This is a genomic window from Bacillus subtilis subsp. subtilis str. 168 (genome assembly GCF_000009045.1).
GTDB lineage: Bacteria > Bacillota > Bacilli > Bacillales > Bacillaceae > Bacillus > Bacillus subtilis.
In genome coordinates this window covers 3,125,755-3,149,745 of the sequence record NC_000964.3, presented here as the reverse complement: position 1 = coordinate 3,149,745, position 23,991 = coordinate 3,125,755, and the positions used below count along the sequence as shown (strand labels likewise).

The following is a 23,991-nucleotide window of genomic DNA, read 5'->3' as shown; positions in this document are numbered from 1 at the left end:
TCACATAGAGAATAAAAGGAGGTCATCATATGGCTGAATGGAAAACAAAACGGACATACGATGAGATATTGTATGAAACGTATAATGGCATTGCAAAAATAACAATCAACCGACCTGAGGTACATAATGCGTTTACCCCTAAAACGGTTGCTGAAATGATTGATGCGTTTGCTGACGCAAGAGACGACCAAAACGTTGGGGTTATCGTGCTTGCCGGTGCAGGGGACAAAGCATTTTGTTCTGGCGGAGACCAAAAAGTGCGCGGCCACGGTGGATATGTAGGAGACGACCAGATCCCTCGTCTTAACGTATTGGATCTTCAGCGTTTAATCCGCGTCATCCCGAAACCGGTTGTTGCGATGGTGTCCGGATATGCGATCGGCGGAGGCCATGTGCTTCACATCGTATGTGACTTGACAATTGCTGCGGACAACGCAATTTTTGGACAAACAGGCCCTAAAGTGGGAAGCTTCGATGCAGGTTACGGTTCTGGCTACCTGGCTCGAATTGTAGGACATAAAAAAGCACGTGAAATCTGGTACCTATGCCGTCAGTACAACGCACAGGAAGCACTGGACATGGGTCTTGTCAACACAGTCGTTCCTTTGGAACAGCTTGAAGAAGAAACGATTAAATGGTGTGAAGAAATGCTTGAAAAAAGCCCGACCGCACTGCGCTTTCTTAAAGCTGCGTTTAACGCGGACACAGACGGACTTGCTGGAATTCAGCAGTTTGCAGGGGATGCTACCCTTCTTTACTACACAACAGATGAAGCAAAAGAAGGCCGTGATTCCTTTAAGGAAAAACGCAAACCTGATTTCGGACAGTTCCCTCGTTTTCCGTGATCAGCAATATCTAGTAAACCAACAGCTTGAGACTTTGCGGTCCAAGCTGTTTTCTTTTCAATACAGACATTTTACCTCGGAGATGATGACATGCTGACAGAACAGCCCAACTGGCTCATGCAGCGGGCACAGCTGACACCTGAGAGAATCGCTCTCATCTATGAAGACCAAACCGTGACATTTGCAGAATTGTTTGCCGCGTCTAAACGAATGGCGGAACAGCTTGCCGCTCATTCGGTTCGGAAAGGGGATACTGCAGCTATTTTGCTCCAAAACCGTGCAGAAATGGTATACGCTGTTCACGCTTGTTTTTTGCTTGGTGTTAAGGCGGTGCTTTTGAATACGAAGCTGTCAACACATGAAAGGCTGTTTCAGCTGGAGGATTCGGGATCCGGCTTTTTATTGACAGATTCAAGCTTTGAGAAGAAAGAATATGAACACATCGTTCAAACGATTGATGTGGATGAACTGATGAAAGAAGCAGCAGAGGAAATTGAGATCGAGGCTTATATGCAAATGGATGCAACGGCAACGCTGATGTATACGTCGGGTACGACAGGAAAGCCCAAGGGAGTTCAGCAAACGTTCGGAAACCATTATTTCAGTGCGGTGTCGTCCGCTCTTAATTTGGGTATAACAGAACAAGACCGCTGGCTTATCGCATTGCCGCTCTTTCATATCAGCGGATTGTCCGCATTATTTAAATCTGTGATCTATGGAATGACTGTCGTGCTTCACCAGCGTTTTTCCGTAAGCGATGTGCTGCATTCTATCAACAGGCATGAAGTGACAATGATATCTGCGGTGCAGACTATGCTGGCCAGTCTTTTGGAAGAAACAAACCGCTGCCCTGAATCCATCAGATGCATTCTTCTCGGCGGCGGTCCTGCACCGCTGCCATTGCTTGAGGAATGCCGTGAGAAAGGATTCCCTGTCTTTCAGTCATATGGAATGACAGAAACATGCTCGCAAATTGTTACCCTGTCGCCGGAATTCAGCATGGAAAAGCTCGGATCTGCGGGGAAACCGCTGTTTTCGTGTGAAATCAAAATAGAGCGGGACGGACAGGTATGTGAACCGTATGAACACGGTGAAATCATGGTCAAAGGCCCGAATGTCATGAAAAGCTATTTTAACCGGGAGAGCGCAAACGAAGCCTCCTTTCAAAATGGCTGGCTGAAAACAGGTGATCTTGGTTATTTGGACAATGAAGGCTTTTTATATGTATTAGACAGACGTTCAGATCTGATCATATCCGGCGGAGAAAACATTTATCCGGCCGAAGTGGAGTCAGTGCTGCTTTCACACCCCGCTGTGGCCGAAGCCGGGGTTTCAGGGGCTGAGGACAAAAAATGGGGGAAAGTGCCTCACGCCTATCTTGTCCTTCACAAGCCTGTGAGCGCAGGAGAATTGACTGACTACTGCAAAGAACGCTTGGCGAAGTATAAAATTCCGGCAAAATTCTTTGTGCTTGACCGCCTGCCGCGCAATGCGTCTAATAAGCTCTTGCGAAATCAGCTGAAGGATGCGCGTAAAGGAGAACTGCTATGATCGAAATAGAAAAAATCACGCTTTACCATTTGAGCATGAACTTAAAGAAACCGTTTAAAAACAGTATCGAAACGCTTCAAGAGCGTAAATTTCTGATCGTGGAAGCCATTGATACATCAGGTGTCACAGGCTGGGGAGAAGTTTCCGCTTTCTCTTCGCCTTGGTACACCGAGGAAACCATTGGAACATGTTTGCATATGCTAAAAGATTTTTTTATCCCAAATGTCGTCGGCCGTGAATTCAATCACCCTTCAGAAGTGCCGGACAGCCTGGCGCGGTATAAAGGAAACCGGATGGCAAAAGCGGGACTTGAATCGGCTGTATGGGATATTTATGCCAAAAAGAAGGGCGTATCCCTTGCTGAGGCATTGGGCGGAACAAGAGATAAAGTCCCTGCCGGGGTGGTAGTCGGCCTGGCGCCTCTTGACGATATGCTGAAGGAAATTGAGAGCTATCAAAAAGAAGGTTATCAAAGAATAAAAATTAAAATTCAGCCTGGGCAGGATGTGGAATTGGTCAAGGCCATCCGCAGCCGATTCCCAACCATCCCGCTTATGGCCGATGCCAATTCCTCTTACGAACTGAAGGATATCAGCCGTTTAAAGGAGCTTGATGACTATCATTTAATGATGATTGAGCAGCCGCTCCAAGCTGACGATATCGTTGACCACCGCCACTTGCAGAAACATTTGAAAACGGCCATTTGCCTTGATGAGAGCATTTGTTCAGTTGATGATGCGAGACGGGCGATTGAGCTAGGAAGCTGCAAAATTATTAATATAAAACCTTCTCGTGTCGGCGGCTTAACAGAAGCCTTAAAAATTCATGATTTATGCAAAGAGCATCATATGCAGGTTTGGTGCGGAGGAATGCTGGAAACAGGCATATCAAGAGCGCAGAACGTGGCGCTTGCTTCACTGCCTCAATTCACAATACCTGGCGATATATCTTCATCCTCACGCTATTGGGATGAAGATATTGTAACTCCTGATATTCGTATTGATAATGGATTTATTTCTGTGTCAAAACAGCCTGGTTTAGGGGTTGAGGTAAACCAAGATATTATGCGAAAATATGTGACCAAAATGGATGTTTTCACACAGCATGGTTAAGAAAAAAGCATTTTGCTATTTTGAATAAATGACACTGTGCTGTTACAGTAAAAGTGTTCGTTGAATACATCCCTTCTCGTTTGGACCGGCTGCTGACCCAGCCGGTTTTTTTATGTAAATCAGCTTGACAAAAATGGCCAAACGCGATAATTTTGCATGAGGGAAACTTTTTGTCCTGTGTAAATAAAACATGCTTTTGGCTAATTTAATGTCACATGTCTAAGAACTGACAACATAAGATAAAACAATCGGACATTGATGGCAAAGAGGAGGAGAAATATGAGACAAGGGCTGATGGCAGCAGTACTTTTTGCGACCTTTGCTTTAACGGGATGCGGAACGGATTCAGCCGGAAAAAGCGCTGATCAGCAATTACAAGTGACAGCGACAACATCTCAAATTGCCGATGCAGCAGAAAACATCGGAGGTAAGCACGTAAAAGTCACCTCTTTAATGGGACCGGGGGTTGATCCGCACCTTTACAAAGCTTCCCAAGGTGACACGAAAAAATTAATGTCTGCCGATGTTGTTCTGTACAGCGGGTTGCATTTGGAAGGGAAAATGGAGGATGTCCTCCAAAAAATCGGCGAACAAAAACAATCGGCGGCAGTAGCTGAGGCCATTCCGAAAAATAAGCTTATTCCCGCGGGGGAAGGCAAGACGTTTGATCCCCACGTCTGGTTCAGCATTCCGTTATGGATCTATGCGGTGGATGAAATTGAAGCGCAATTCAGCAAAGCAATGCCTCAGCACGCAGATGCCTTTCGGAAAAATGCCAAAGAGTACAAAGAAGATTTGCAATATTTAGATAAGTGGTCGCGTAAGGAGATCGCACATATTCCGGAGAAAAGCCGTGTGCTTGTGACTGCTCATGATGCGTTTGCGTACTTTGGGAATGAGTATGGATTTAAGGTAAAAGGCCTGCAGGGACTCAGCACAGATTCGGACTATGGATTAAGGGATGTTCAGGAGCTGGTTGATCTTCTGACAGAAAAACAAATAAAAGCTGTGTTCGTAGAAAGCAGTGTATCTGAAAAATCAATCAATGCAGTGGTGGAAGGCGCTAAAGAAAAAGGCCATACAGTCACAATCGGCGGTCAGCTTTATTCGGATGCCATGGGTGAAAAGGGCACAAAAGAAGGCACATACGAAGGAATGTTCCGCCACAATATCAACACGATTACTAAAGCGCTTAAATAAAGAAAAGAGGTGGAGGATATGTTCCCTGTTGAGCTTGATAATGTGACGGTTGCTTATCATAAAAAGCCTGTACTGCAGGACATTTCGCTGCAGGTGCCTGAAGGAAAACTTATTGGCATTATCGGCCCAAACGGCGCGGGAAAATCAACCTTGATCAAAACGATTCTCGGTCTTGTGCCCAGAGCTTCCGGAGACATCTCTATTTACGGCAAAGACTATAAGGATCAGCGGACCAGAATCGGATATGTTCCGCAGCGCGGCTCGGTTGACTGGGATTTCCCCACAAGCCCGCTCGATGTCGTCCTAATGGGAAGATACGGGAGAATCGGTTTATTAAAGAGGCCAAAGAAAGCGGATGTGGAGATGGCGAAGGCCGCATTAACAAAAGTCGGGATGCATGATTATGCGAAAAGGCAAATCAGCCAGCTGTCAGGCGGACAGCAGCAGCGGGTGTTTCTTGCCCGGGCACTCTGCCAGAACGCTGACATTTATTTTATGGATGAACCGTTTGCAGGTGTTGATGCAGCGACGGAGCGCGCGATTATGACGCTGTTGGCAGAACTCAAAGAAAAAGGAAAAACCGTGCTTGTCGTCCATCATGATCTGCAGACCGCCGAGGATTATTTCGATTGGATCTTACTGCTTCATTTAAGGAAAATCGCTTTCGGACCGACGGAAAACGTTTTTACGATCGAAAACCTGCAAAAAACATATGGAGGAAGGCTTACGTTTTTAAAAGATAAAGTGCTGGCAGAAGGACATAAGGAGTGAGCGCAATGTTTGAAAGTTTGTGGCTGCAGCTTCAGCATCCGAATACACAGTGGGTGCTGGCCGGTACGCTTTTGCTCGGGACGGCAAGCGGTGTTTTGGGCAGCTTTGTGCTGCTGAGAAAGCAAAGTTTAATCGGCGATGCGATGGCCCATTCAGCTCTGCCGGGAGTGTGTCTCGCTTTTCTGTTCACCGGGCAAAAATCACTGCCTTTCTTTTTGCTGGGGGCAGCGCTCGCCGGACTGCTCGGAACGTTTTGTATTCAGCTGATTCCTCGGCTTTCAAAAACAAAGGAGGACTCGGCGATCGGGATTGTTCTTTCTGTGTTTTTTGGCGTCGGGATCATTCTGCTGACATATATTCAGCAACAGGGGGCGGGAAGCCAAAGCGGGCTTGATTCTTTTTTATTCGGCCAGGCTGCTTCATTGGTCAGGCAGGATATCATCCTTATTGCAGGGATATCCGCTGTTCTACTGCTCCTATGTATTGTTTTCTTTAAGGAATTTACATTGATTACTTTTGATCTCGCGTTTGCAAAGGGATTAGGAATCCCGGTGCGTTTTTTAAACGGGCTTTTGGCTTGTCTGATTGTCTGTGCTGTCGTCATTGGGCTTCAGACTGTTGGTGTGATATTAATGGCGGCTATGCTGATTACACCTGCCATAACCGCGAGATATTGGACCGAACGATTAACCGGGATGATCATCATTGCCGGGATTACAGGCGGGGTCAGCGGAGTGGCCGGAACCCTGCTTAGCACCACGATGAAGGGAATGGCGACAGGGCCATTAATGATCTTATCTGCAACGCTGCTCTTTCTTTTTTCAATGATTTGCGCGCCTAAGCGGGGATTGGCTGCTAAAGCCATAAGGCTGATGAGGCTGCGGCGCAGAACAAGCAGGGAGCAAGTGCTTTTGGCGATTTATGAACAGTATGAAAAGAATAATCTTTGTGTAACTGTTGAAAGTGTAAGAAAGAAAAGACGCCTATCCCCTTCATTATGCCTTAAGGCATTAAATGACTTGGAACAAGAGAGGTGCATTGAGCGTATCGAAAATGGGATTTGGCAAATCACAAGCAAAGGGATAGAAAAAGGCTATCACACAGCTTTGAAGCAGCGGATGTATGAAGTGTATCTCATGCATGAAATGGAACTTGCCAATATAGAATCCGATCAGGACTACTTTGACCCGGACCGTTTACCGAGAGAAACGAGAGAGCGGCTTTATTCACTCTTAAAGCTGTATGGACGGATGCCTGAGCGTCGAAAAGCGTCTCATGATGCCGAGAAGGGACAGATCGCAAATGAGTTTTGAAGCATGGATTATAGCTACCGGTGTATTAGTCGGTGTAAGCTGCGGATTGATCGGCACATTTCTTGTGCTGAGAAGCATGGCGATGCTGGCCGACGCAATCAGTCACACAGTGTTGCTTGGCATTGTCGGCGCTTTTCTAGTGACGGGAAGTCTCGATGGGATTTATATGTTTATTGGCGCAGCCGCAACCGGTCTGTTAACGGCTTTCTTGGTTCAGCTTCTTCATAGCAAGGGGGTTCAATCAGATGCTGCCATAGGAGTTGTGTTTACATCCTTATTTGCAATCGGGGTTATTTTGCTTTCTGTGTATGGAGCGAATGTCCATCTCGATATTGAGCACTCGTTAATGGGAGAAATCGCTTTTGTGCCGTGGAATACGGTGACGGTATTCGGGGTTGATATTGGGCCGAAAGCGTTTTGGATGCTGGCATCTGTTCTGGTTTTAAACGTAGTGTTGATCAGTGTGTGCTATAAGGAGTTTAAAATCGCTTCGTTTGATCCTCAAATGGCTTTAGCCTTGGGAATACCGGTTTTGCTCATTCATTACGTGCAAATGGGCATGCTGTCCTTGACGACTGTTGCTTCCTTTGATTCGGTGGGTGCCGTATTGGTTGTGGCCATGCTGATTGTTCCGCCGGCTGCGGCACATTTGCTGACAGACCGGCTTCTTTATATGCTGATTCTCAGCGCGTTGATTGGCGGGCTGTCGGCGGTCATGGGCTATTTCTTCGCAACGTGGCTTAATGTTTCGATTTCAGGAGCGATGGCGGCCATGACAGGTGTATGTTATGCAAGCGCCTTTTTGTTTTCACCTGCAAACGGGGTCATAACTAAAAAGCTGAGAACACTCAACATGCAAAAAGAAAGAGCTGGCTGATGCAGCTCTTTCTTTTAATTATAAATCATGCGGCTTAAACGTTTTGCAGTCTGTTTCCCGGCTGTTTTCAGCCGTTTCACCAGTATGGCTGACAACATAAATGGCATCAGCGGTGCATTTGTTACCTTTGCCCCAATAAGAACAGTTGTTGACCTCACATAGAATTTTCTGCTCCATGCCATCCCCTCCTTATAAAGGTTCTGGATTAGTATAGCCGGCTGGCTTGCCCTCTATTCCTCCTGGCGGATATAGCGTTTATCTCGCATAAACATTTTCCAGAAGAAAAAGAAGCCCGGAAATAGAATGATAAATGCAACGATATACGTTGCAAACAGCGCTCTGAACGTTGCTGGCTCTGTGAAGCCTGACATGACTGTCACATCGGGATAAATCATATACGGAAGATGCGCCCGCCCGTACGCGTAGCTTGCGAGAAAATACTGTATCCCAATCGCAACAAGTGCGAGACGCGGTTTTCCGATGTTTTGACCAAAGCTTTTGTTAGGCAGAAAAAGAGCGATTCCAGCAATGACAAATGTAATGAACGATGCAATAATCCAAGAAAAATCATTCATCATTCCGCTGTACAGCCAGTTTGCTTCATTCCGCATAGTTACCATAATGCATACAGCAAACAACAGTGAAATCGGGCCGGTAATCAGGGCGCTTTTTCTGTAGGCTCGGTACGCATCCTGTTCCTCTGCCACATTTGAAAAATCTGCAAGCAACAGCGAGGACAAAAATAAGGTGCTTAAAATCGCAAACCCGATAAATGAATAGGCGTTGGGGCTTGAAAAGATTTTAGACATATTTAAGTTATAGATTCCATCCGTTTTTTCTATAAACCCTCCGTGTGTCACAGGAAGCACCAAAATTAAAATAGCAGGAATGATAAAGCCGGAGATGCCGGAAATATATCTTAGCGTTTTCCGCTCCTTTGCTGTATTTGAAAACACGAGAAATCCGCTTCGAATTGCTAAAAGCAGCAAAATCATGCTTCCGGGAATTAATAAAACGGTGCCGAGCACAAATGTCGCGCCGGGGAAAAAACTGAAAAGCGCCACGACGATGGCCACAATAAAGACGTTTGTGACCTCCCAAGTCGGGGACAAAAAGCGATTCGCAATATCGGTGGCCTTCATATGCTCCTTGTTTAAATAGATCATAGACCAAAATCCCGCTCCAAAATCCATTGTCGCCATGACGGCGTAAATAAACACAAAGCCCCAGATAATTGAGATGGCGATCAGAGCGTCAGTTGAAATCTCCATTTGTACGATCTTCCTTCCATTTGGTTTCCTGTTTGCGGAGCCATTACGACTCCGCTGTATTTAAATCTTCGTCAACCGGGTGCTTGCGGAAATAATACAGCAGCACGTAGACGACAGCTGCGCCTAACACGGCATAAACAAATGTGAAAAATAAGAACAGCACCCCGATCGAGCCAGTCGTTGTTACGACATCTGACGTTTTCAGCAGATGATAGATGACCCAAGGCTGCCTCCCCGTACATGCGAAAATCCAGCCGAATTCAATGCCGATGAGACTAAAAGGGCCTGCTGTCATGAAAATGATCAAAAGCCACGTTGGGAAACGGTCTTTCTTGAGCACCTTTCTCCAGACCACACCGATAATGGAATAAAGAATTAGCAGCATGCCTACACCAACCATCGCATTAAACAGCGTGTGAATGAAAAGCGGCGGCCATTCATCTCTCGGAAATGCATTTAATCCTTTTACAACAGTGTCAAAACGGTTCGCTGCCAAAAAGCTTAAAGCCCATGGAATCTCGATTGCCCATTTTACTTTTTCTTCATTCGGGTCGGTAAAACCGCCGATAGCGAGCGGGGCGTGGGATCTTGTTTCAAATAGGCCTTCCGCACCGGCTAATTTTTCGGGCTGGTATTCGTACAGCATCTGTGCAGATTCGTGTCCGTTCAAAGCGGTCAGCAATGAAAAAATACCGCCGATCGTCAGTGCGAGCAAAAGGGCTTTCCGGTGAAAGCGATAGACCCTTTCCTTTTTCCTCGTTCGGATCATTTTATACGCCGCAACAGAAGCCACGATAAACGCACCAGTCATAAACGCGGACAGCACGACATGGCCGGCAGTGATAAAAAAGCTAGGATTAAAAAACGCAGCCCACGGGTCAACATCTGTAATTTTTCCGTTTAAAATTTTAAAACCGGCGGGCGTACCTTCAAAAGCGTGAACATTCGTGATCAGAACAGCGGATGCTGCTGCCCCGACTAACACAAAGAAAACAGCAACAATCCTCATTGCAGGTGACAAACGGTCTGCAGCGTATACATAAATCGACATGAATAGGGCTTCAACAAAAAAAGCATAGATTTCAATTTGAAATGGCAGGGACATCACCCGGCCGATGACTTCCATAAATCCCGGCCATAAAAGCGCGAGCTGAGTGCCCGCGATCGTTCCGGTCGGTATGGCGACCCCCAGCAAAACGGCTTGTGCTTTCGTCCATCTTTTCGCCATGATCGCATAATGGTCATCTTTCGTTTTTTGATAGATCAATTCCGCCACTAAAATCATGAGCGGCAGACCGACTCCAAGTGTTGCGAAAATGATATGAAAGCCCATCGTCGTGCCAAAAAGGCTTCTGGCCAAAACTAAATCATCCACAATCGTAAACCACCTTTCCAAAAAGACGTTCTGTATGTATTTTGGGTTTATTATTTGCTTCCTCGGTTAGATTATTCTTCCTATTCTTAAATGCCATGAGGTTTACGATGTGAAACAGAGGGAAGGATATAAGAAGATTGACAAAACGTTTGTAAGGTTATAAAATAAAACGTAATTATTACGATTTATTGAAAGGAGATACCCATGAAAGAAGGAATTCATCCAAAGAACCACAAAGTGATATTTCAGGATGTCAACAGCGGCTACCGTTTTCTAAGCACCTCTACGAAAACATCTAATGAAACAGCAGAGTGGGAGGACGGAAACACATATCCTGTCATTAAAGTAGAGGTAAGCTCTGACACGCATCCGTTTTATACAGGCCGCCAGAAATTCAATGAAAAAGGCGGACGAGTTGAGCAGTTCAAAAAACGCTATAACATGGGGAAATAAGGCAGGCCTGAGGGTTTGTCTTTTTTTATTATGACGAATAAACAAGGGTTGTGATATATTGAAGAGTAAAAAGAATAGAAAGGGACAACGAACATGAGTCTTCTAAATGATATTCTCGAATTTAACAAGACATTTACTGAACAAAGAGAGTATGAAAAGTATCAAACATCAAAATTTCCAGATAAAAAAATGGCGATTCTTTCTTGCATGGATACTCGTCTGGTTGAACTGCTGCCGCATGCGATGAATTTGCGAAACGGTGATGTGAAAATCATTAAAAGTGCCGGTGCGCTTGTGACACACCCATTCGGAAGCATCATGAGAAGTATACTCGTCGCAGTGTACGAGCTGAATGCAGATGAGGTGTGTGTGATCGGGCATCACGATTGCGGCATGAGCAAAATCAGCAGCAAAAGCATGCTTGAAAAAATCAAAGCAAGAGGGATTCCGGAAGAACGCATCGAAACAATAAAGTACTCCGGTGTAGACTTTGATCAATGGTTTAAAAGCTTTGATTCAGTGGAAGCGAGTGTGAAAGACAGCGTAGATGTTATTAAACATCACCCGCTGTTCCCTGAAAACGTTCCGGTCCATGGCTTAGTCATTGATCCTAAAACCGGAAAACTGGATCTTATCGTAAACGGTTATAACAATTAATGTTTTTGTTTCTTTTCAGGAACGGGATCGACTCCTCCCGGATGGAACGGGTGGCATTTCAAAATCCGTTTGATTGTCAGCCATCCGCCTTTTAAAGCGCCATGTGTTTTAATCGCTTCGATTCCATATTGGGAACAGGTCGGATAAAAGCGGCACGTTGGCGGTGTCAGGGGCGAGATGAATTTTTGATATCCTCTGATCAGAGCGATGAATAGGGTTTTCATGTTTCTTCAGCAACCTTTCTGATGCAAGTATAAGAAAAAAAACACAGATTGAAAAGTTAATCAATAATTCTTATCGGAAAAGTATGTTATAATGAAATTACATTTTTAAAAAAGGGGAGAGTGCCATTATGCCTTCAGTAGAAAGTTTTGAGCTTGATCATAATGCGGTTGTTGCTCCATATGTAAGACATTGCGGCGTGCATAAAGTGGGAACAGACGGCGTTGTAAATAAATTTGACATTCGTTTTTGCCAGCCAAATAAACAGGCGATGAAGCCTGACACCATTCACACACTCGAGCATTTGCTCGCGTTTACGATTCGTTCTCACGCTGAGAAATACGATCATTTTGATATCATTGATATTTCTCCAATGGGCTGCCAGACAGGCTATTATCTAGTTGTGAGCGGAGAGCCGACATCAGCGGAAATCGTTGATCTGCTTGAAGACACAATGAAGGAAGCGGTAGAGATTACAGAAATACCTGCTGCGAATGAAAAGCAGTGCGGCCAAGCGAAGCTTCATGATCTGGAAGGCGCTAAACGTTTAATGCGTTTCTGGCTTTCACAGGATAAAGAAGAATTGCTAAAAGTATTTGGCTAAAATAGAAAGGACCTTTTTGCGCTTAAGCAAAAAGGTCTTTTTTGTGACGTCTCATATTTTGTGTACCATTTGCTGTAAGCGTTTGCTACTATTTAGGTAAACGATGAAAGGGTGATGGCATGAAAAAGATGTTGGTTGTTCTGCTTTTTTCTGCTTTATTGCTTAATGGATGCGGATCTGGTGAAAGTAAAGCAAATACAGCTGAGACGCCCGAGGTTTTGGATGTCAAGCTGACCGGGCCTGAAAAAGTAAATCCCGGAGAAAGCGCTGCTTATGAAGCAGCTGTATCATATGGTGATGAAGCTGTGACGGATGCCGATGAAGTAGAGTTTGAAGTATGGAAAGAAGGGGAAAAAGACGCAAGCCAAATGTTTAAGGTGAAACAAGAAAAAGGCGTATACCGATTGGAAACGACGTTTAAGGAAGATGGTGTATACACTGTCCAATCTCATGTCACAGCAAAAAAACAGCATAGCATGCCGACCTTAAAAGTCCAAGTCGGAGACGCCGATGCTGCCAGCAATCAGTCAGAAGAGGAGCATTCACATCATCATTGATTGTGTGAATCAGAGTGATTTTCTTGTGGTGGATCAATGGTATGCTTTACATTATAGGCTTTTACAGTCGTCCAAATGGTTACAAGCAAAACAGCCAGCACAATCAAAATACTTATCGTAATGAGAAGCGTCATGACATTCCACCTCCCGTTTTTTAACAATTGTAGCATAATAGAAGAAATCGTGACAGATAAGGGTAAAAAAGAGGTTTTAGCGTACGATATTAAGGGTATACATAGTCATATAACAAGGAGGAGATACCATGTCAGAACAATTGATTCAAGCAGTGAACAAACAAGTAGCCAACTGGACGGTCATGTATGTGAAACTACATAATTATCACTGGTATGTGAAAGGGAAAGATTTCTTCACTCTTCATGAAAAGTTTGAGGAGCTGTACAACGAAACAGCAACTTATATTGATGACTTAGCAGAACGTCTTTTGGCGCTGAACGGAAAACCGATTGCAACAATGAAGGAATCCTTAGAAACGGCTTCTGTCAAAGAAGCTGCTGGAAATGAAACAGCTGAACAAATGGTTCAAAGCGTATATGATGATTTCACAGTCATCGCGGAAGAGCTGAAAAACGGCATGGATTTAGCTGATGAAGTCGGTGACGAAACAACAGGGGACATGCTTCTTGCGATCCATCAAAATATTGAAAAACATAACTGGATGCTAAAAGCTTACCTAGGTTAAGTTCAAAAATAGAACGGCCGGATGTCTTAAAAAAGACGTCCGGCTTTTCTTTTTGTATCTGAAAAATAGGCGACAACCAGTCCATTTTTCTGAAAAATCCAATCCGTTCGGCTTGTTTACCATAGAATATCGTAAGGCCGTTTCTGTGAAAGGATGTTGGGATAAATGGATAGAGACTTTGGCATCTTTTCGTTTTTAGCAGTCAGCGTTTCAGCAGCGGGTTTTTTCTTTGGAGGTTTTCAGTATTCATTTCTGATTTTGCTCTCTCTTATGGCAATTGAATTTATCAGTACGACTTTGAAGGAAACCATTATTCACAAACTGTCATTTAAAAAGGTATTTGCCCGGCTTGTCAAAAAATTAGTCACGCTGGCTCTGATCTCTGTATGCCACTTTTTTGATCAGCTGCTGAATACACAGGGATCAATTCGTGACTTGGCTATTATGTTTTATATTCTTTATGAATCTGTGCAAATTGTTGTGACAGCCAGCTCTCTTGGCATACCGGTTCCTCAGATGCTTGTCGATCTTTTAGAAACGTTAAAAAATAAATTTAAGCGCAAACCGTAACTTTTCCCTGTTCGCGGGTCATAATAAAGCCCAGAGCGTCGGTCGCACTTTCCGGCAAAAGTATCGCAAAAAAACTGTACGAGCTAGTCTGCATGCAGAACCTGACGGCGTGCTGGGTTTCCCTTATTTTTTGATAAAAGGCTTCCGAAGAAACGTAACTGTGGTATGATGTATGGAAGATAGCTAGGAACGGATTTGAGGGATAAACATGTACGAGTTTAAAGATTATTATCAGAATACTGTTCAGCTTTCCTTTGACGATCAGCCTTTCTCGGACAGCCCGAAGCATGTCTGGGTGATTTGCCGTTTTGGCGGCAAATGGCTTTTAACAGAACATGAGGACAGAGGCTATGAGTTTCCAGGCGGGAAAGTAGAGCCGATGGAGTGCGCAGAAGAGGCTGCGCTCCGGGAAGTAAAGGAAGAGACGGGCGCGAGAGTCAAAAGCCTCAAGTATCTCGGACAGTATAAAGTTCTCGGAAAAGAAAAAGTGATTGTAAAAAATATATATTTTGCAGATATAGAAAAGCTTGAAAAGCAGGCTGATTACTTTGAAACGAAAGGCCCGGTTTTGTTTCACGAGCTGCCGGAGAACCTTTCCCGCAATAAAAAATTCAGCTTTATTATGAAGGATTCCGTTCTTCCGATCAGCTTGAAAAAACTGAAAGAATCTGGATGGATTGAATAAAAAACCCGGCACATGTGCCGGGTTTTTTATGTCCTCCCCTTCGTCCATTTCTTTTCCAGCAGCTCGACGCCCTGATACATCAGAGTGGCGAAGATGGCGATGATCAGCAGGCTTAAGAAGACGAGTGTAAAATTGAAGACTTGGAATCCGTAAATAATCATATATCCTAATCCGACCTTCGAAACGAGGAATTCCCCTACAATAACGCCAACCCATGATAAACCGACGTTCACTTTTAGTGTTGAAATAATCGCGGGGGAGGATGCAGGCAGTATGACTTCTTTAAAAATAACCCACTTTTTTGCGCCGAATGTTTTCATGACTTTCGTATAGTTTTCGTCGACCTCTTGGAAGGCGGTGTAGACAACGATGGTTGTGATAATGACGCTGATGATGGCTCCCATCGCAATGATGCTGATAAAACTGGGACCGAGCGCGACAATCAGGATCGGGCCCAGGGCCACTTTCGGCATTGCGTTCAAAATCACAAGATACGGATCTAAAATTCTGGCAAGTCGGTTAGACCACCATAACAAAGCGGCTAGGCACGTGCCCATAAACGTCCCGAGCAAAAAGCCAAGCACCGTTTCAAATAAAGTGACGCCGATGTGTGACAGTAAAGAACCGTCACCAAGTTTCTCCAGCAATAATCGCCACACAGCTGATGGAGAGCTGAAGATCAGCGGATCGATCCAGCCCTGCCTGCTGGAGATTTCCCAGCCCGAGAAAAAGAGAATAAATATGGCAAGCTGAAAGGAATGGACCTTCCACTTTTCCTTTTTCTGTTTGAATTGATACTGCTCGTGAAGCAGATCAATGGTTTCTTTGCTGTTTCTCAAGAGAATTCAGCTCCTTCCATATCGTTTGAAACAGTGTCTGGAAGGAAGGTTCCTGACGGGCGTCAAAAGGCAACATCGCGGCCAATTCCTTAGGAATGGTAAAAATCTGATGGATGGTGCCCGGCTGATTTGAAAATAAAAAGATCGTATCGCTCATCGCTATCGCTTCCCCTATATCATGAGTGACAAGCACTGCTGTTTTTTGATATTCCTTTAATGTGCGGAATACCAGGTTTTCCAAAGACAGCTTTGTCTGAAAATCAAGCGCGGAAAATGGCTCATCCAGCAAAAGCAGACTAGGGTTAGGCGCAAGTGTTCTTGCAAGCGCAGCCCGCTGGCGCATCCCGCCTGACAGTTCTTTCGGATATTTTTTCTCCACATCTATGAGGCCGAACTCCGGCAATAGACCGAGTGCAGCGGCTTTGCTTTCTTCTGTCAGCGTGTCGGCGATTTTTAAACCGAGAAGCACATTTTCCTCGATAGATTTCCAGGGAAATAAGTAATCCTGCTGAAGCATATAGCCAATATTATGTTCTTTTTGATTCGGCTCACGGCCTTCAATCAGAACTCTGCCTTCTGATGGCTCAATCAAACCGGCAATAATGGAAAGCAATGTTGTTTTTCCGCAGCCGCTTGGGCCGAGAAATGAGATGAAATCGCCTTTTTCGGCATCGAAATGAATATCCCGCACAGCCGTTGTTTTTTCTTTAATAGAAAAATAAGTATGGGTTACATGGTCGACATGTAAGAAAGACATAGATGGCGCCTCCTATTTCTCCGAGGTGACTTTTTCAGCAATTTCTTTATTTACAAGCTGATTGTATGGAATGTGCTTCGGCAGTTCTCCCGATTTATCCATAATGGTTTGGAGAAGCTCCCATTCTTTTTCGTTAAGCAGAGGGTCTGGTGAATATGAATGCTGTTTTTTATAGCGTTCAATGGATGTTTCGATGACGTCTGGGTCGGTATCATCAAATTCATCTTTAATGGCATCTGTGATGTCCTTCGCAGAATGATTTTCAACCCACTGCTGCGCCTTATAAATGGCTTTTGTAAACTTGACGGCTGTGTCTTCATTTTTCTTCAAATAGCTTTGTTTCGCCATAAAAGTCGTATAAGGAACCTCTCCTGATTCTTCTCCGAATGAAGCCACGATATGGCCGATGCCTTTTTTCTCAAAGAGAGAAGCCTGCGGTTCAAAGAGCTGTACATACTCACCGGTTCCAGAAGCAAACGCATTGGCAATATTGGCGAAGTCTATGTTCTGGATGAGGTCTATATCCTTATGCGGGTCAATCTTATGTTTGTTCAGTACATACTCGCCGACCATTTGCGGCATGCCGCCTTTTCGCTGACCGAGAAACGTTTTTCCTTTCAGCTGATCCCAGTCGAAGTGTTCAACATCTTCTCTCGCGACAAGAAACGTTCCGTCTGTCTGAGTCAGCTGGGCGAAATTAATGACGGGATCTTTAGCCCCTTGCGCTTCGACATAAATAGATGTTTCTGACCCGACAAGCGCGATGTCGGAGCCGTTGGAAAGAAGCGATGTCATCGTTTTATCTCCGCCCCAGGTCGTATTCACATCGACATCAAGCCCTTCTTCCTTAAAAAAACCTTTAGACTCAGCAACATATAAAGGTGCGTAAAAAATTGAATGGGTCACTTCAGCTACTTTGACTTTGGTGAGCGTTTCTTCCTGCTTGCAAGCCGCCAGGGCGAACATCAGAAAGATACTGCCGACACAGGCGAAGCCCAGCCTTAACCATCTGTTCACATAGACAACCTCCTTATTTCGCATCAAGTTAATATCCTTTTTTGCTTTACATATCGTATGATGGGTATAAAAATGTGTGAATGCCTAACCAGGTTCTCCGGATGTAATTTTGGAGTAAGGAAAGCATATAGAAAAAAGGAGGCGGCTGTTTTGATTGTAGAGAAAAGAAGATTTCCGTCGCCAAGCCAGCATGTGCGTTTGTATACGATCTGCTATCTGTCAAATGGATTACGGGTTAAGGGGCTTCTGGCTGAGCCGGCGGAACCGGGACAATATGACGGATTTTTATATTTGCGCGGCGGGATTAAAAGCGTGGGCATGGTTCGGCCGGGCCGGATTATCCAGTTTGCATCCCAAGGGTTTGTGGTGTTTGCTCCTTTTTACAGAGGCAATCAAGGAGGAGAAGGCAATGAGGATTTTGCCGGAGAAGACAGGGAGGATGCATTTTCTGCTTTTCGCCTGCTTCAGCAGCACCCAAATGTCAAGAAGGATAGAATCCATATCTTCGGTTTTTCCCGCGGCGGAATTATGGGAATGCTCACTGCGATCGAAATGGGCGGGCAGGCAGCTTCATTTGTTTCCTGGGGAGGCGTCAGTGATATGATTCTTACATACGAGGAGCGGCAGGATTTGCGGCGAATGATGAAAAGAGTCATCGGCGGAACACCGAAAAAGGTGCCTGAGGAATATCAATGGAGGACACCGTTTGACCAAGTAAACAAAATTCAGGCTCCCGTGCTGTTAATCCATGGAGAAAAAGACCAAAATGTTTCGATTCAGCATTCCTATTTATTAGAAGAGAAGCTAAAACAACTGCATAAGCCGGTGGAAACATGGTACTACAGTACATTCACACATTATTTCCCGCCAAAAGAAAACCGGCGTATCGTGCGGCAGCTCACACAATGGATGAAAAACCGCTGACAGTGAAATATGTTATGATAAAGAAAAAAGAGAACGAAAGGGGATTTCACTTTGGGAATGCCTGTTGAATTTAATACACTGATTGTGACAAAAGGAAAAGAAGTTCGCATAGATGAAAATATATTCACGTTAGAGAAGGACGGATACCGAGTATATCCGATGGAGATTCCAATGGATGTACGCAAAACAAAGTTTGGCGAAAAGTCAGGCACAGCTGAAGTGCAGAAGCTTCAATGGGAAGAAGGCCGGACCATCATTACATACAAGCTGACTTCTTTGCATTCCGTCAATTAAAACAAGCCAAGAGCATAATTGCTCTTGGCTTTTGTTTTTTATACGAGAGGGCCGCCTGCCTGGGCGATGGCATCGGTATGTGCGAACTTTTTAAAGTTCTCTTTGAATTCATTTGCAAGGTAGACTGCTTTTTCTTTGTATTCTTCCTTGTTGGTCCACGTGTTTTCAGGCTGAAGGATATGATCAGGAACGCCAGGAACATGGGCCGGAATGTGCAGGCCGAAAATATCGTCAGTTATCATTTCAGCATCCTCTAATTTGCCTTCAATCGCTGCTTTGACCATTGCTCTAGTGTAAGAAAGCTTCATTCGTTCGCCTGTGCCGTAGCCGCCCCCGGTCCATCCGGTATTGACTAAGAAAACGTCTGCGCCGTGTTCATCGATCTTTTTGCCGAGCATTTCAGCATAGACGTGAGCAGGAAGCGGCAGGAACGGTGAGCCGAAGCATGTAGAAAACGTCGTTTCAGGAGACGTGACACCACGTTCGGTTCCGGCAAGCTTACTCGTGTAACCGCTCAAAAAATGGTACATCGCCTGCTCCTTCGTTAGTTTGCTGATCGGCGGCAGGACTCCGAAGGCATCAGCCGTCAAAAATACAATGGCTGACGGATGGCCGGCCATGCTTGGAGTCACGATGTTATTAATCATATGAATCGGGTAAGCTGCCCGCGTGTTTTCAGTATAGAAGGAATCATCATAATTGGCTTCGCGTGTATCTTCATCCACAACGACATTTTCGAGAACAGACCCGAAGCGGATCGCGTTAAAGATTTGCGGCTCCTTTTCCTCGCTTAAATGAATACACTTAGCGTAGCATCCGCCTTCAATATTAAAGACGCCTGTATCAGACCAGCCATGTTCATCGTCACCGATCAGCTTGCGGTCAGCATCTGCCGACAGGGTGGTCTTTCCTGTTCCTGACAGTCCGAAGAAAAGGGCGACATCGCCTTTTTCACCGACATTGGCGGAGCAGTGCATAGATAAAATATCTCTTTCAGGCAGCAGGAAATTCATAATGGAGAAAATGGACTTCTTCATTTCACCGGCATACTCAGTTCCGCCGATTAAAATTGTCCGCTTTTCGAAAGAGACAATAATAAACGTTTCGGAATGAGTGCCGTCTGTTTTTGGATCCGCTTTGAAATGCGGAGCAGAAAGAATGGTGAACGGCTGCTCAACTGTTTTCTTATCATTTCCTTCCGGACGGATAAACAGCTGCCGCGCAAATAAATTGTGCCATGCGAACTCATTTACGACAGTGATCGGCAGCCTGTATTTCTCGTCTGCTCCGGCAAATCCTTCGAAAACAAACAGTTCATCTCGCTCCTTTAAATAGCTGACAACTTTCGTGTACAGCCGCTCAAACGCTTCTTCTGAAATCGGCTGATTCACCGGGCCCCAATCGATCTTATTTTTCGTGCTTTCTTCCTCCACGATGAATTTATCTTTAGGTGAGCGTCCTGTGTAAGCGCCTGTTGTCGCGCGAACAGCACCTGTGGATGTTAAAATGCCTTCGTTTCGGGAGAGGACTTTTTCTGTTAGCTGTGCTGCTGATAAATTATGACGCACATTTGGACATGTTAATAAGGCTTGTAAATCAGCGGTCAAATCAACTGAGTTCATATGAAACCTTCCTTTATCGTTTTTTGTGTTTTGCTAATTGTGAATTAGTATAACATATATTTTCAAATAGTCTATACTATTTATTGTTTTTTGTGTGTGCATTTCCATTGTTTTCCCTCAATATAGGTGCCTATTTCTTCTGAATCATATTGACATTGCAAACCCTTTTACGATAAGATATTTCATTGAGCGGATACTCTTATCCCGAGCTGGCGGAGGGACAGGCCCTATGAAGCCCAGCAACCGGTTTCTCTGTTATTTATTATGTTCAACTGAGTGAGACAACCAAGGTGCTAACCTGTTGCAAGGTTGTATGATTCCTTGAGCGATAAGAGTGAAAGGCACAAAGACCAAACCCTTTCCTCGATGGAAAAGGTTTTTTTATTTCATAAATATGCCAATTAACATTCTCTAATATAACTGTACATTGTATAAGAGGGAGCGAGTTCCGTATCATATATACAAGGTCTTTCGGGAGGCCTTGTGCAGGAGGAAGCAAATCATGAGTAAAAATCGTCGTTTATTTACATCAGAATCTGTTACGGAGGGGCATCCGGATAAAATCTGTGACCAGATTTCTGACAGCATTTTAGATGAAATTTTAAAGAAAGACCCTAACGCGCGTGTTGCTTGTGAAACATCTGTGACAACAGGTTTGGTTCTTGTAAGCGGAGAGATCACAACTTCTACGTATGTTGACATTCCGAAAACGGTTCGCCAAACCATTAAAGAAATCGGATACACACGTGCAAAATACGGATTTGATGCGGAAACTTGTGCGGTTTTAACATCAATTGATGAGCAGTCTGCTGATATCGCGATGGGCGTAGACCAAGCGCTTGAAGCCCGTGAAGGCACAATGAGCGACGAAGAAATTGAAGCGATTGGTGCGGGTGACCAAGGATTAATGTTCGGTTATGCGTGCAACGAAACGAAAGAGCTTATGCCTCTTCCAATTTCACTTGCCCATAAATTAGCCCGCCGCCTAAGTGAAGTCCGTAAAGAAGATATTCTTCCGTACCTTCGCCCTGACGGCAAAACACAGGTAACGGTTGAGTACGATGAAAATAACAAACCAGTCCGCATTGACGCGATTGTTATTTCAACTCAGCATCACCCTGAAATTACACTTGAGCAAATTCAGCGCAACATTAAAGAACATGTAATCAATCCGGTTGTTCCTGAAGAGCTGATTGATGAAGAAACAAAATATTTCATCAACCCTACAGGACGTTTCGTAATCGGAGGCCCTCAAGGGGATGCGGGACTTACAGGACGCAAAATCATCGTTGATACGTACGGCGGCTATGCACGCCACGGCGGAGGCGCGTTCTCAGGTAAGGACGCGACGAAGGTAGACCGTTCTGCAGCTTATGCGGCAAGATACGTTGCGAAAAACATCGTTGCGGCTGAGCTTGCTGATTCTTGCGAAGTACAGCTTGCTTACGCGATCGGTGTTGCACAGCCTGTGTCAATCTCAATCAACACATTCGGTTCAGGAAAAGCTTCTGAGGAAAAACTGATTGAAGTTGTTCGCAATAACTTTGATTTACGACCTGCCGGCATTATCAAAATGCTTGATTTGCGCCGTCCGATCTATAAACAAACTGCTGCGTACGGCCACTTTGGACGTCACGATGTTGACCTTCCATGGGAGCGCACAGACAAAGCGGAGCAGCTGCGTAAAGAAGCGTTAGGAGAATAATTTTATAGCCGCTTACTGGTTAAGCGGCTTTCCCTTTTTTATCGTTGTATTCATGTTTATTTTTTTACATAACTGTGAAACCAAATACTATTCACAGCGTCTATAAATAGGGGTTCAATGATGACAATTTTAATTATGGAGGCAATACTATGTGTGGATTTGTCGGGGTTTTTAACAAGCATCCGTTAGCTCAAACCGCTGATCAAGAAGAACTAATCAAACAAATGAACCAAATGATCGTTCACCGCGGTCCTGACAGTGATGGATATTTCCATGATGAGCACGTCGGCTTCGGATTCAGACGGCTCAGCATTATTGATGTAGAAAATGGTGGACAGCCTTTATCATATGAAGATGAAACATATTGGATTATCTTTAACGGAGAAATCTATAACTATATCGAACTGAGAGAAGAACTTGAAGCAAAGGGGTACACATTCAACACGGATTCGGACACAGAGGTTCTTCTTGCGACTTACCGTCACTATAAAGAAGAAGCGGCGTCCAAACTGCGCGGTATGTTTGCCTTTCTGATTTGGAATAAAAACGATCATGTGCTTTATGGGGCAAGAGATCCATTCGGCATTAAACCGTTGTACTACACAACGATCAATGATCAGGTTTATTTTGCCTCAGAGAGAAAAAGTTTAATGGTTGCTCAGAATGATATTGAAATAGATAAAGAGGCATTGCAGCAGTACATGTCTTTCCAATTTGTTCCTGAACCAAGCACGCTTGATGCCCATGTGAAAAAAGTAGAGCCGGGTTCACAATTCACAATCCGCCCGGACGGCGATATCACATTCAAAACGTATTTCAAAGCGAACTTCAAGCCGGTTCAGACTGAAGAAGACAAGCTTGTGAAAGAAGTCCGAGACGCGATCTATGACTCTGTAAACGTTCATATGAGAAGTGACGTTCCTGTCGGTTCGTTCCTGTCTGGCGGGATTGATTCTTCCTTTATTGTGTCTGTTGCGAAGGAATTTCATCCAAGCTTAAAAACATTCTCTGTCGGCTTTGAACAGCAGGGCTTCAGTGAGGTTGATGTAGCGAAAGAAACGGCAGCGGCGCTGGGCATTGAAAATATCAGCAAAGTCATTTCGCCTGAGGAATACATGAATGAGCTTCCGAAGATCGTATGGCATTTTGATGACCCGCTTGCTGATCCGGCAGCGATTCCGTTGTACTTTGTTGCAAAAGAAGCAAAAAAACATGTTACGGTTGCTTTATCAGGTGAAGGAGCGGATGAGCTCTTCGGCGGATATAACATTTACCGTGAACCGCTTTCGCTTAAACCGTTTGAACGGATTCCGTCCGGCTTGAAAAAGATGCTTCTGCACGTTGCTGCCGTTATGCCTGAAGGTATGAGAGGGAAGAGCCTGCTTGAGCGCGGCTGCACTCCGCTTCAGGATCGTTATATCGGTAACGCGAAAATCTTTGAAGAGTCTGTCAAAAAGCAGCTGTTGAAGCATTATAATCCGAACCTTTCATATCGCGATGTGACGAAGACTTACTTTACAGAAAGCAGCTCGTACAGCGATATCAACAAAATGCAGTATGTCGATATCCACACTTGGATGCGCGGCGACATTTTGTTAAAGGCGGATAAAATGACGATGGCGAATTCTTTGGAACTGCGTGTGCCGTTCTTGGATAAAGTCGTATTCGACGTCGCTTCAAAAATTCCTGATGAGCTGAAAACGAAGAACGGCACGACGAAGTATCTTCTTCGCAAAGCCGCTGAAGGAATTGTGCCTGAGCACGTATTAAACCGCAAAAAGCTTGGTTTCCCTGTACCGATCCGTCATTGGCTGAAAAACGAAATGAACGAATGGGTGCGGAATATTATTCAAGAAAGCCAAACGGATGCTTATATCCATAAGGATTATGTCCTTCAGCTTCTTGAAGACCATTGTGCGGACAAGGCTGATAACAGCCGTAAAATTTGGACTGTGCTAATCTTTATGATCTGGCACAGCATCAATATTGAAAAACGGTATATGCCTGAAGAGCTGAGCCATCAGCCTAAAGAAGTCATCTTTGTGTAACAGACAACAAGGCTTTCGAGTA

General features: G+C 44.6%; 27 protein-coding genes and 1 other RNA gene. 19 read left to right on the top strand and 9 right to left on the bottom strand.

Translation table 11 applies throughout. From position 1 onward, the window contains the following. Positions 1-29 precede the first annotated feature (29 nt). The 7 genes from menB to mntD all read left to right on the top strand — a co-directional run bounded on the left by menB (position 30) and on the right by mntD (position 7,669). A complete protein-coding gene (gene menB / locus BSU_30800) occupies positions 30-845 on the top strand; it encodes a dihydroxynapthoic acid synthetase (protein NP_390958.1) in 816 nt (271 codons plus the stop codon). Between the two features lie 90 nt (positions 846-935). After that, positions 936-2,396: an O-succinylbenzoic acid-CoA ligase gene (gene menE / locus BSU_30790; protein ID NP_390957.1), complete on the top strand. Its 1,461-nt coding sequence runs from the start codon at positions 936-938 to the stop codon at positions 2,394-2,396. Next, a complete protein-coding gene (gene menC, locus BSU_30780) occupies positions 2,393-3,508 on the top strand; it encodes an O-succinylbenzoate-CoA synthase (RefSeq protein ID NP_390956.1) in 1,116 nt (371 codons plus the stop codon). Before menE ends, menC begins: the two co-directional genes overlap by 4 nt. A gap of 279 nt (positions 3,509-3,787) precedes the next feature. Beyond that, the gene (mntA, locus tag BSU_30770; RefSeq protein ID NP_390955.1) at positions 3,788-4,708 is read left to right on the top strand and encodes a manganese ABC transporter (manganese binding lipoprotein); all 921 of its coding nucleotides are present in this window, start codon (positions 3,788-3,790) and stop codon (positions 4,706-4,708) included. Between the two features lie 18 nt (positions 4,709-4,726). Beyond that, a complete protein-coding gene (mntB, locus tag BSU_30760) occupies positions 4,727-5,479 on the top strand; it encodes a manganese ABC transporter (ATP-binding protein) (protein NP_390954.1) in 753 nt (250 codons plus the stop codon). A 5-nt stretch (positions 5,480-5,484) separates the two neighbouring features. Continuing rightward, positions 5,485-6,792 carry a manganese ABC transporter (permease) gene (gene mntC / locus BSU_30750; protein ID NP_390953.1) on the top strand — a complete coding sequence of 436 codons (1,308 nt, stop codon included), beginning with the start codon at positions 5,485-5,487 and terminating at the stop codon, positions 6,790-6,792. Further along, complete coding sequence (gene mntD / locus BSU_30740; protein NP_390952.1) at positions 6,782-7,669, top strand: manganese ABC transporter (permease); 888 nt, start codon at positions 6,782-6,784, stop codon at positions 7,667-7,669. Before mntC ends, mntD begins: the two co-directional genes overlap by 11 nt. Before the next feature lie 18 nt (positions 7,670-7,687). On the opposite strand, the gene ytzL is transcribed toward mntD, so the two are convergent. The 3 genes from ytzL to ythA are packed head-to-tail and all read right to left on the bottom strand — an operon-like array spanning position 7,688 to position 10,315. Next, the gene (ytzL, locus tag BSU_30739) at positions 7,688-7,846 is read right to left on the bottom strand and encodes a hypothetical protein (protein ID YP_003097775.1); all 159 of its coding nucleotides are present in this window, start codon (positions 7,844-7,846) and stop codon (positions 7,688-7,690) included. 53 nt (positions 7,847-7,899) lie between these two features. Further along, the gene (gene ythB / locus BSU_30720) at positions 7,900-8,940 is read right to left on the bottom strand and encodes a putative cytochrome bd menaquinol oxidase subunit II (protein NP_390950.1); all 1,041 of its coding nucleotides are present in this window, start codon (positions 8,938-8,940) and stop codon (positions 7,900-7,902) included. A gap of 43 nt (positions 8,941-8,983) precedes the next feature. Then, positions 8,984-10,315 (bottom strand): putative cytochrome bd menaquinol oxidase subunit I, encoded by a 1,332-nt coding sequence (gene ythA, locus BSU_30710; RefSeq protein ID NP_390949.2) that lies wholly within the window; start codon positions 10,313-10,315, stop codon positions 8,984-8,986. A gap of 204 nt (positions 10,316-10,519) precedes the next feature. Here ythA and rpmEB point away from each other — a divergent pair, with 204 nt between their 5' ends. Together rpmEB and ytiB are read left to right on the top strand one after the other, a co-directional pair. After that, positions 10,520-10,768: a ribosomal protein L31 gene (rpmEB, locus tag BSU_30700; RefSeq protein NP_390948.1), complete on the top strand. Its 249-nt coding sequence runs from the start codon at positions 10,520-10,522 to the stop codon at positions 10,766-10,768. Positions 10,769-10,861: 93 nt separating this feature from the next. Next, a complete protein-coding gene (gene ytiB, locus BSU_30690; RefSeq protein NP_390947.1) occupies positions 10,862-11,425 on the top strand; it encodes a carbonic anhydrase in 564 nt (187 codons plus the stop codon). Here the strand turns inward: ytiB and ytjA are convergent. Next, on the bottom strand, positions 11,422-11,649 hold the full coding sequence (ytjA, locus tag BSU_30680; protein NP_390946.1) for a membrane protein insertion efficiency factor: 228 nt from the start codon (positions 11,647-11,649) through the stop codon (positions 11,422-11,424). The genes ytiB and ytjA overlap by 4 nt on opposite strands. Before the next feature lie 128 nt (positions 11,650-11,777). Here ytjA and luxS point away from each other — a divergent pair, with 128 nt between their 5' ends. Both luxS and ytkA read left to right on the top strand, forming a co-directional pair. Next, positions 11,778-12,251, top strand: a complete 474-nt coding sequence (luxS, locus tag BSU_30670; RefSeq protein ID NP_390945.1) for an S-ribosylhomocysteine lyase — start codon at positions 11,778-11,780, stop codon at positions 12,249-12,251. Positions 12,252-12,370: 119 nt separating this feature from the next. Next, the gene (gene ytkA / locus BSU_30660; RefSeq protein ID NP_390944.1) at positions 12,371-12,808 is read left to right on the top strand and encodes a putative lipoprotein; all 438 of its coding nucleotides are present in this window, start codon (positions 12,371-12,373) and stop codon (positions 12,806-12,808) included. On the opposite strand, the gene ytzI is transcribed toward ytkA, so the two are convergent. Beyond that, positions 12,802-12,978 carry a hypothetical protein gene (gene ytzI, locus BSU_30659; protein ID YP_003097774.1) on the bottom strand — a complete coding sequence of 59 codons (177 nt, stop codon included), beginning with the start codon at positions 12,976-12,978 and terminating at the stop codon, positions 12,802-12,804. The two genes, ytkA and ytzI, sit on opposite strands and share 7 nt — an antisense overlap. A gap of 92 nt (positions 12,979-13,070) precedes the next feature. Between ytzI and dps the strand changes: the two genes are divergently transcribed. From dps to rppG, 3 genes are all read left to right on the top strand, one after another. Beyond that, positions 13,071-13,508, top strand: coding sequence for a DNA-protecting protein, mini-ferritin (dps, locus tag BSU_30650; protein NP_390943.1), 438 nt, complete (start codon positions 13,071-13,073; stop codon positions 13,506-13,508). Between the two features lie 165 nt (positions 13,509-13,673). Further along, entirely contained in the window at positions 13,674-14,078 is a 405-nt protein-coding gene (gene ytkC, locus BSU_30640; RefSeq protein ID NP_390942.1) for a putative autolytic amidase, read from the top strand. Between the two features lie 208 nt (positions 14,079-14,286). Continuing rightward, a complete protein-coding gene (gene rppG, locus BSU_30630; protein NP_390941.1) occupies positions 14,287-14,763 on the top strand; it encodes a nucleoside and RNA triphosphate phosphohydrolase in 477 nt (158 codons plus the stop codon). Between the two features lie 26 nt (positions 14,764-14,789). On the opposite strand, the gene ytlD is transcribed toward rppG, so the two are convergent. From ytlD to ytlA, 3 genes are read right to left on the bottom strand one after another with little or no spacing between them, the layout of a single operon-like run. Continuing rightward, positions 14,790-15,602, bottom strand: a complete 813-nt coding sequence (gene ytlD / locus BSU_30620; RefSeq protein NP_390940.1) for a putative permease of ABC anion transporter — start codon at positions 15,600-15,602, stop codon at positions 14,790-14,792. Next, on the bottom strand, positions 15,577-16,359 hold the full coding sequence (gene ytlC, locus BSU_30610) for a putative ABC anion transporter component, ATP-binding (RefSeq protein NP_390939.1): 783 nt from the start codon (positions 16,357-16,359) through the stop codon (positions 15,577-15,579). Before ytlC ends, ytlD begins: the two co-directional genes overlap by 26 nt. 12 nt (positions 16,360-16,371) lie before the next feature. Next, entirely contained in the window at positions 16,372-17,376 is a 1,005-nt protein-coding gene (ytlA, locus tag BSU_30595; RefSeq protein NP_390937.2) for a putative ABC anion transporter component, read from the bottom strand. Positions 17,377-17,526: 150 nt separating this feature from the next. On the opposite strand from ytlA, the gene ytmA reads away from it, so the two are divergent. Both ytmA and ytmB read left to right on the top strand, forming a co-directional pair. After that, entirely contained in the window at positions 17,527-18,300 is a 774-nt protein-coding gene (gene ytmA / locus BSU_30580) for a putative esterase (protein ID NP_390936.1), read from the top strand. A gap of 51 nt (positions 18,301-18,351) precedes the next feature. Next, positions 18,352-18,594, top strand: coding sequence for a hypothetical protein (gene ytmB, locus BSU_30570; protein ID NP_390935.1), 243 nt, complete (start codon positions 18,352-18,354; stop codon positions 18,592-18,594). Positions 18,595-18,632: 38 nt separating this feature from the next. Here ytmB and pckA read toward each other — a convergent pair whose 3' ends face one another. Further along, the gene (pckA, locus tag BSU_30560) at positions 18,633-20,216 is read right to left on the bottom strand and encodes a phosphoenolpyruvate carboxykinase (RefSeq protein NP_390934.2); all 1,584 of its coding nucleotides are present in this window, start codon (positions 20,214-20,216) and stop codon (positions 18,633-18,635) included. A gap of 196 nt (positions 20,217-20,412) precedes the next feature. On the opposite strand from pckA, the gene mswG reads away from it, so the two are divergent. The 3 genes from mswG to asnB all read left to right on the top strand — a co-directional run bounded on the left by mswG (position 20,413) and on the right by asnB (position 23,969). Next, positions 20,413-20,551, top strand: an RNA gene (gene mswG / locus BSU_misc_RNA_50) — S-adenosylmethionine riboswitch. Positions 20,552-20,718: 167 nt separating this feature from the next. After that, positions 20,719-21,921, top strand: coding sequence for an S-adenosylmethionine synthetase (metK, locus tag BSU_30550; RefSeq protein NP_390933.1), 1,203 nt, complete (start codon positions 20,719-20,721; stop codon positions 21,919-21,921). Positions 21,922-22,070: 149 nt separating this feature from the next. Next, positions 22,071-23,969, top strand: coding sequence for a meso-diaminopimelic acid amidotransferase (asparagine synthetase) (asnB, locus tag BSU_30540; RefSeq protein NP_390932.1), 1,899 nt, complete (start codon positions 22,071-22,073; stop codon positions 23,967-23,969). Positions 23,970-23,991: the final 22 nt, after the last annotated feature.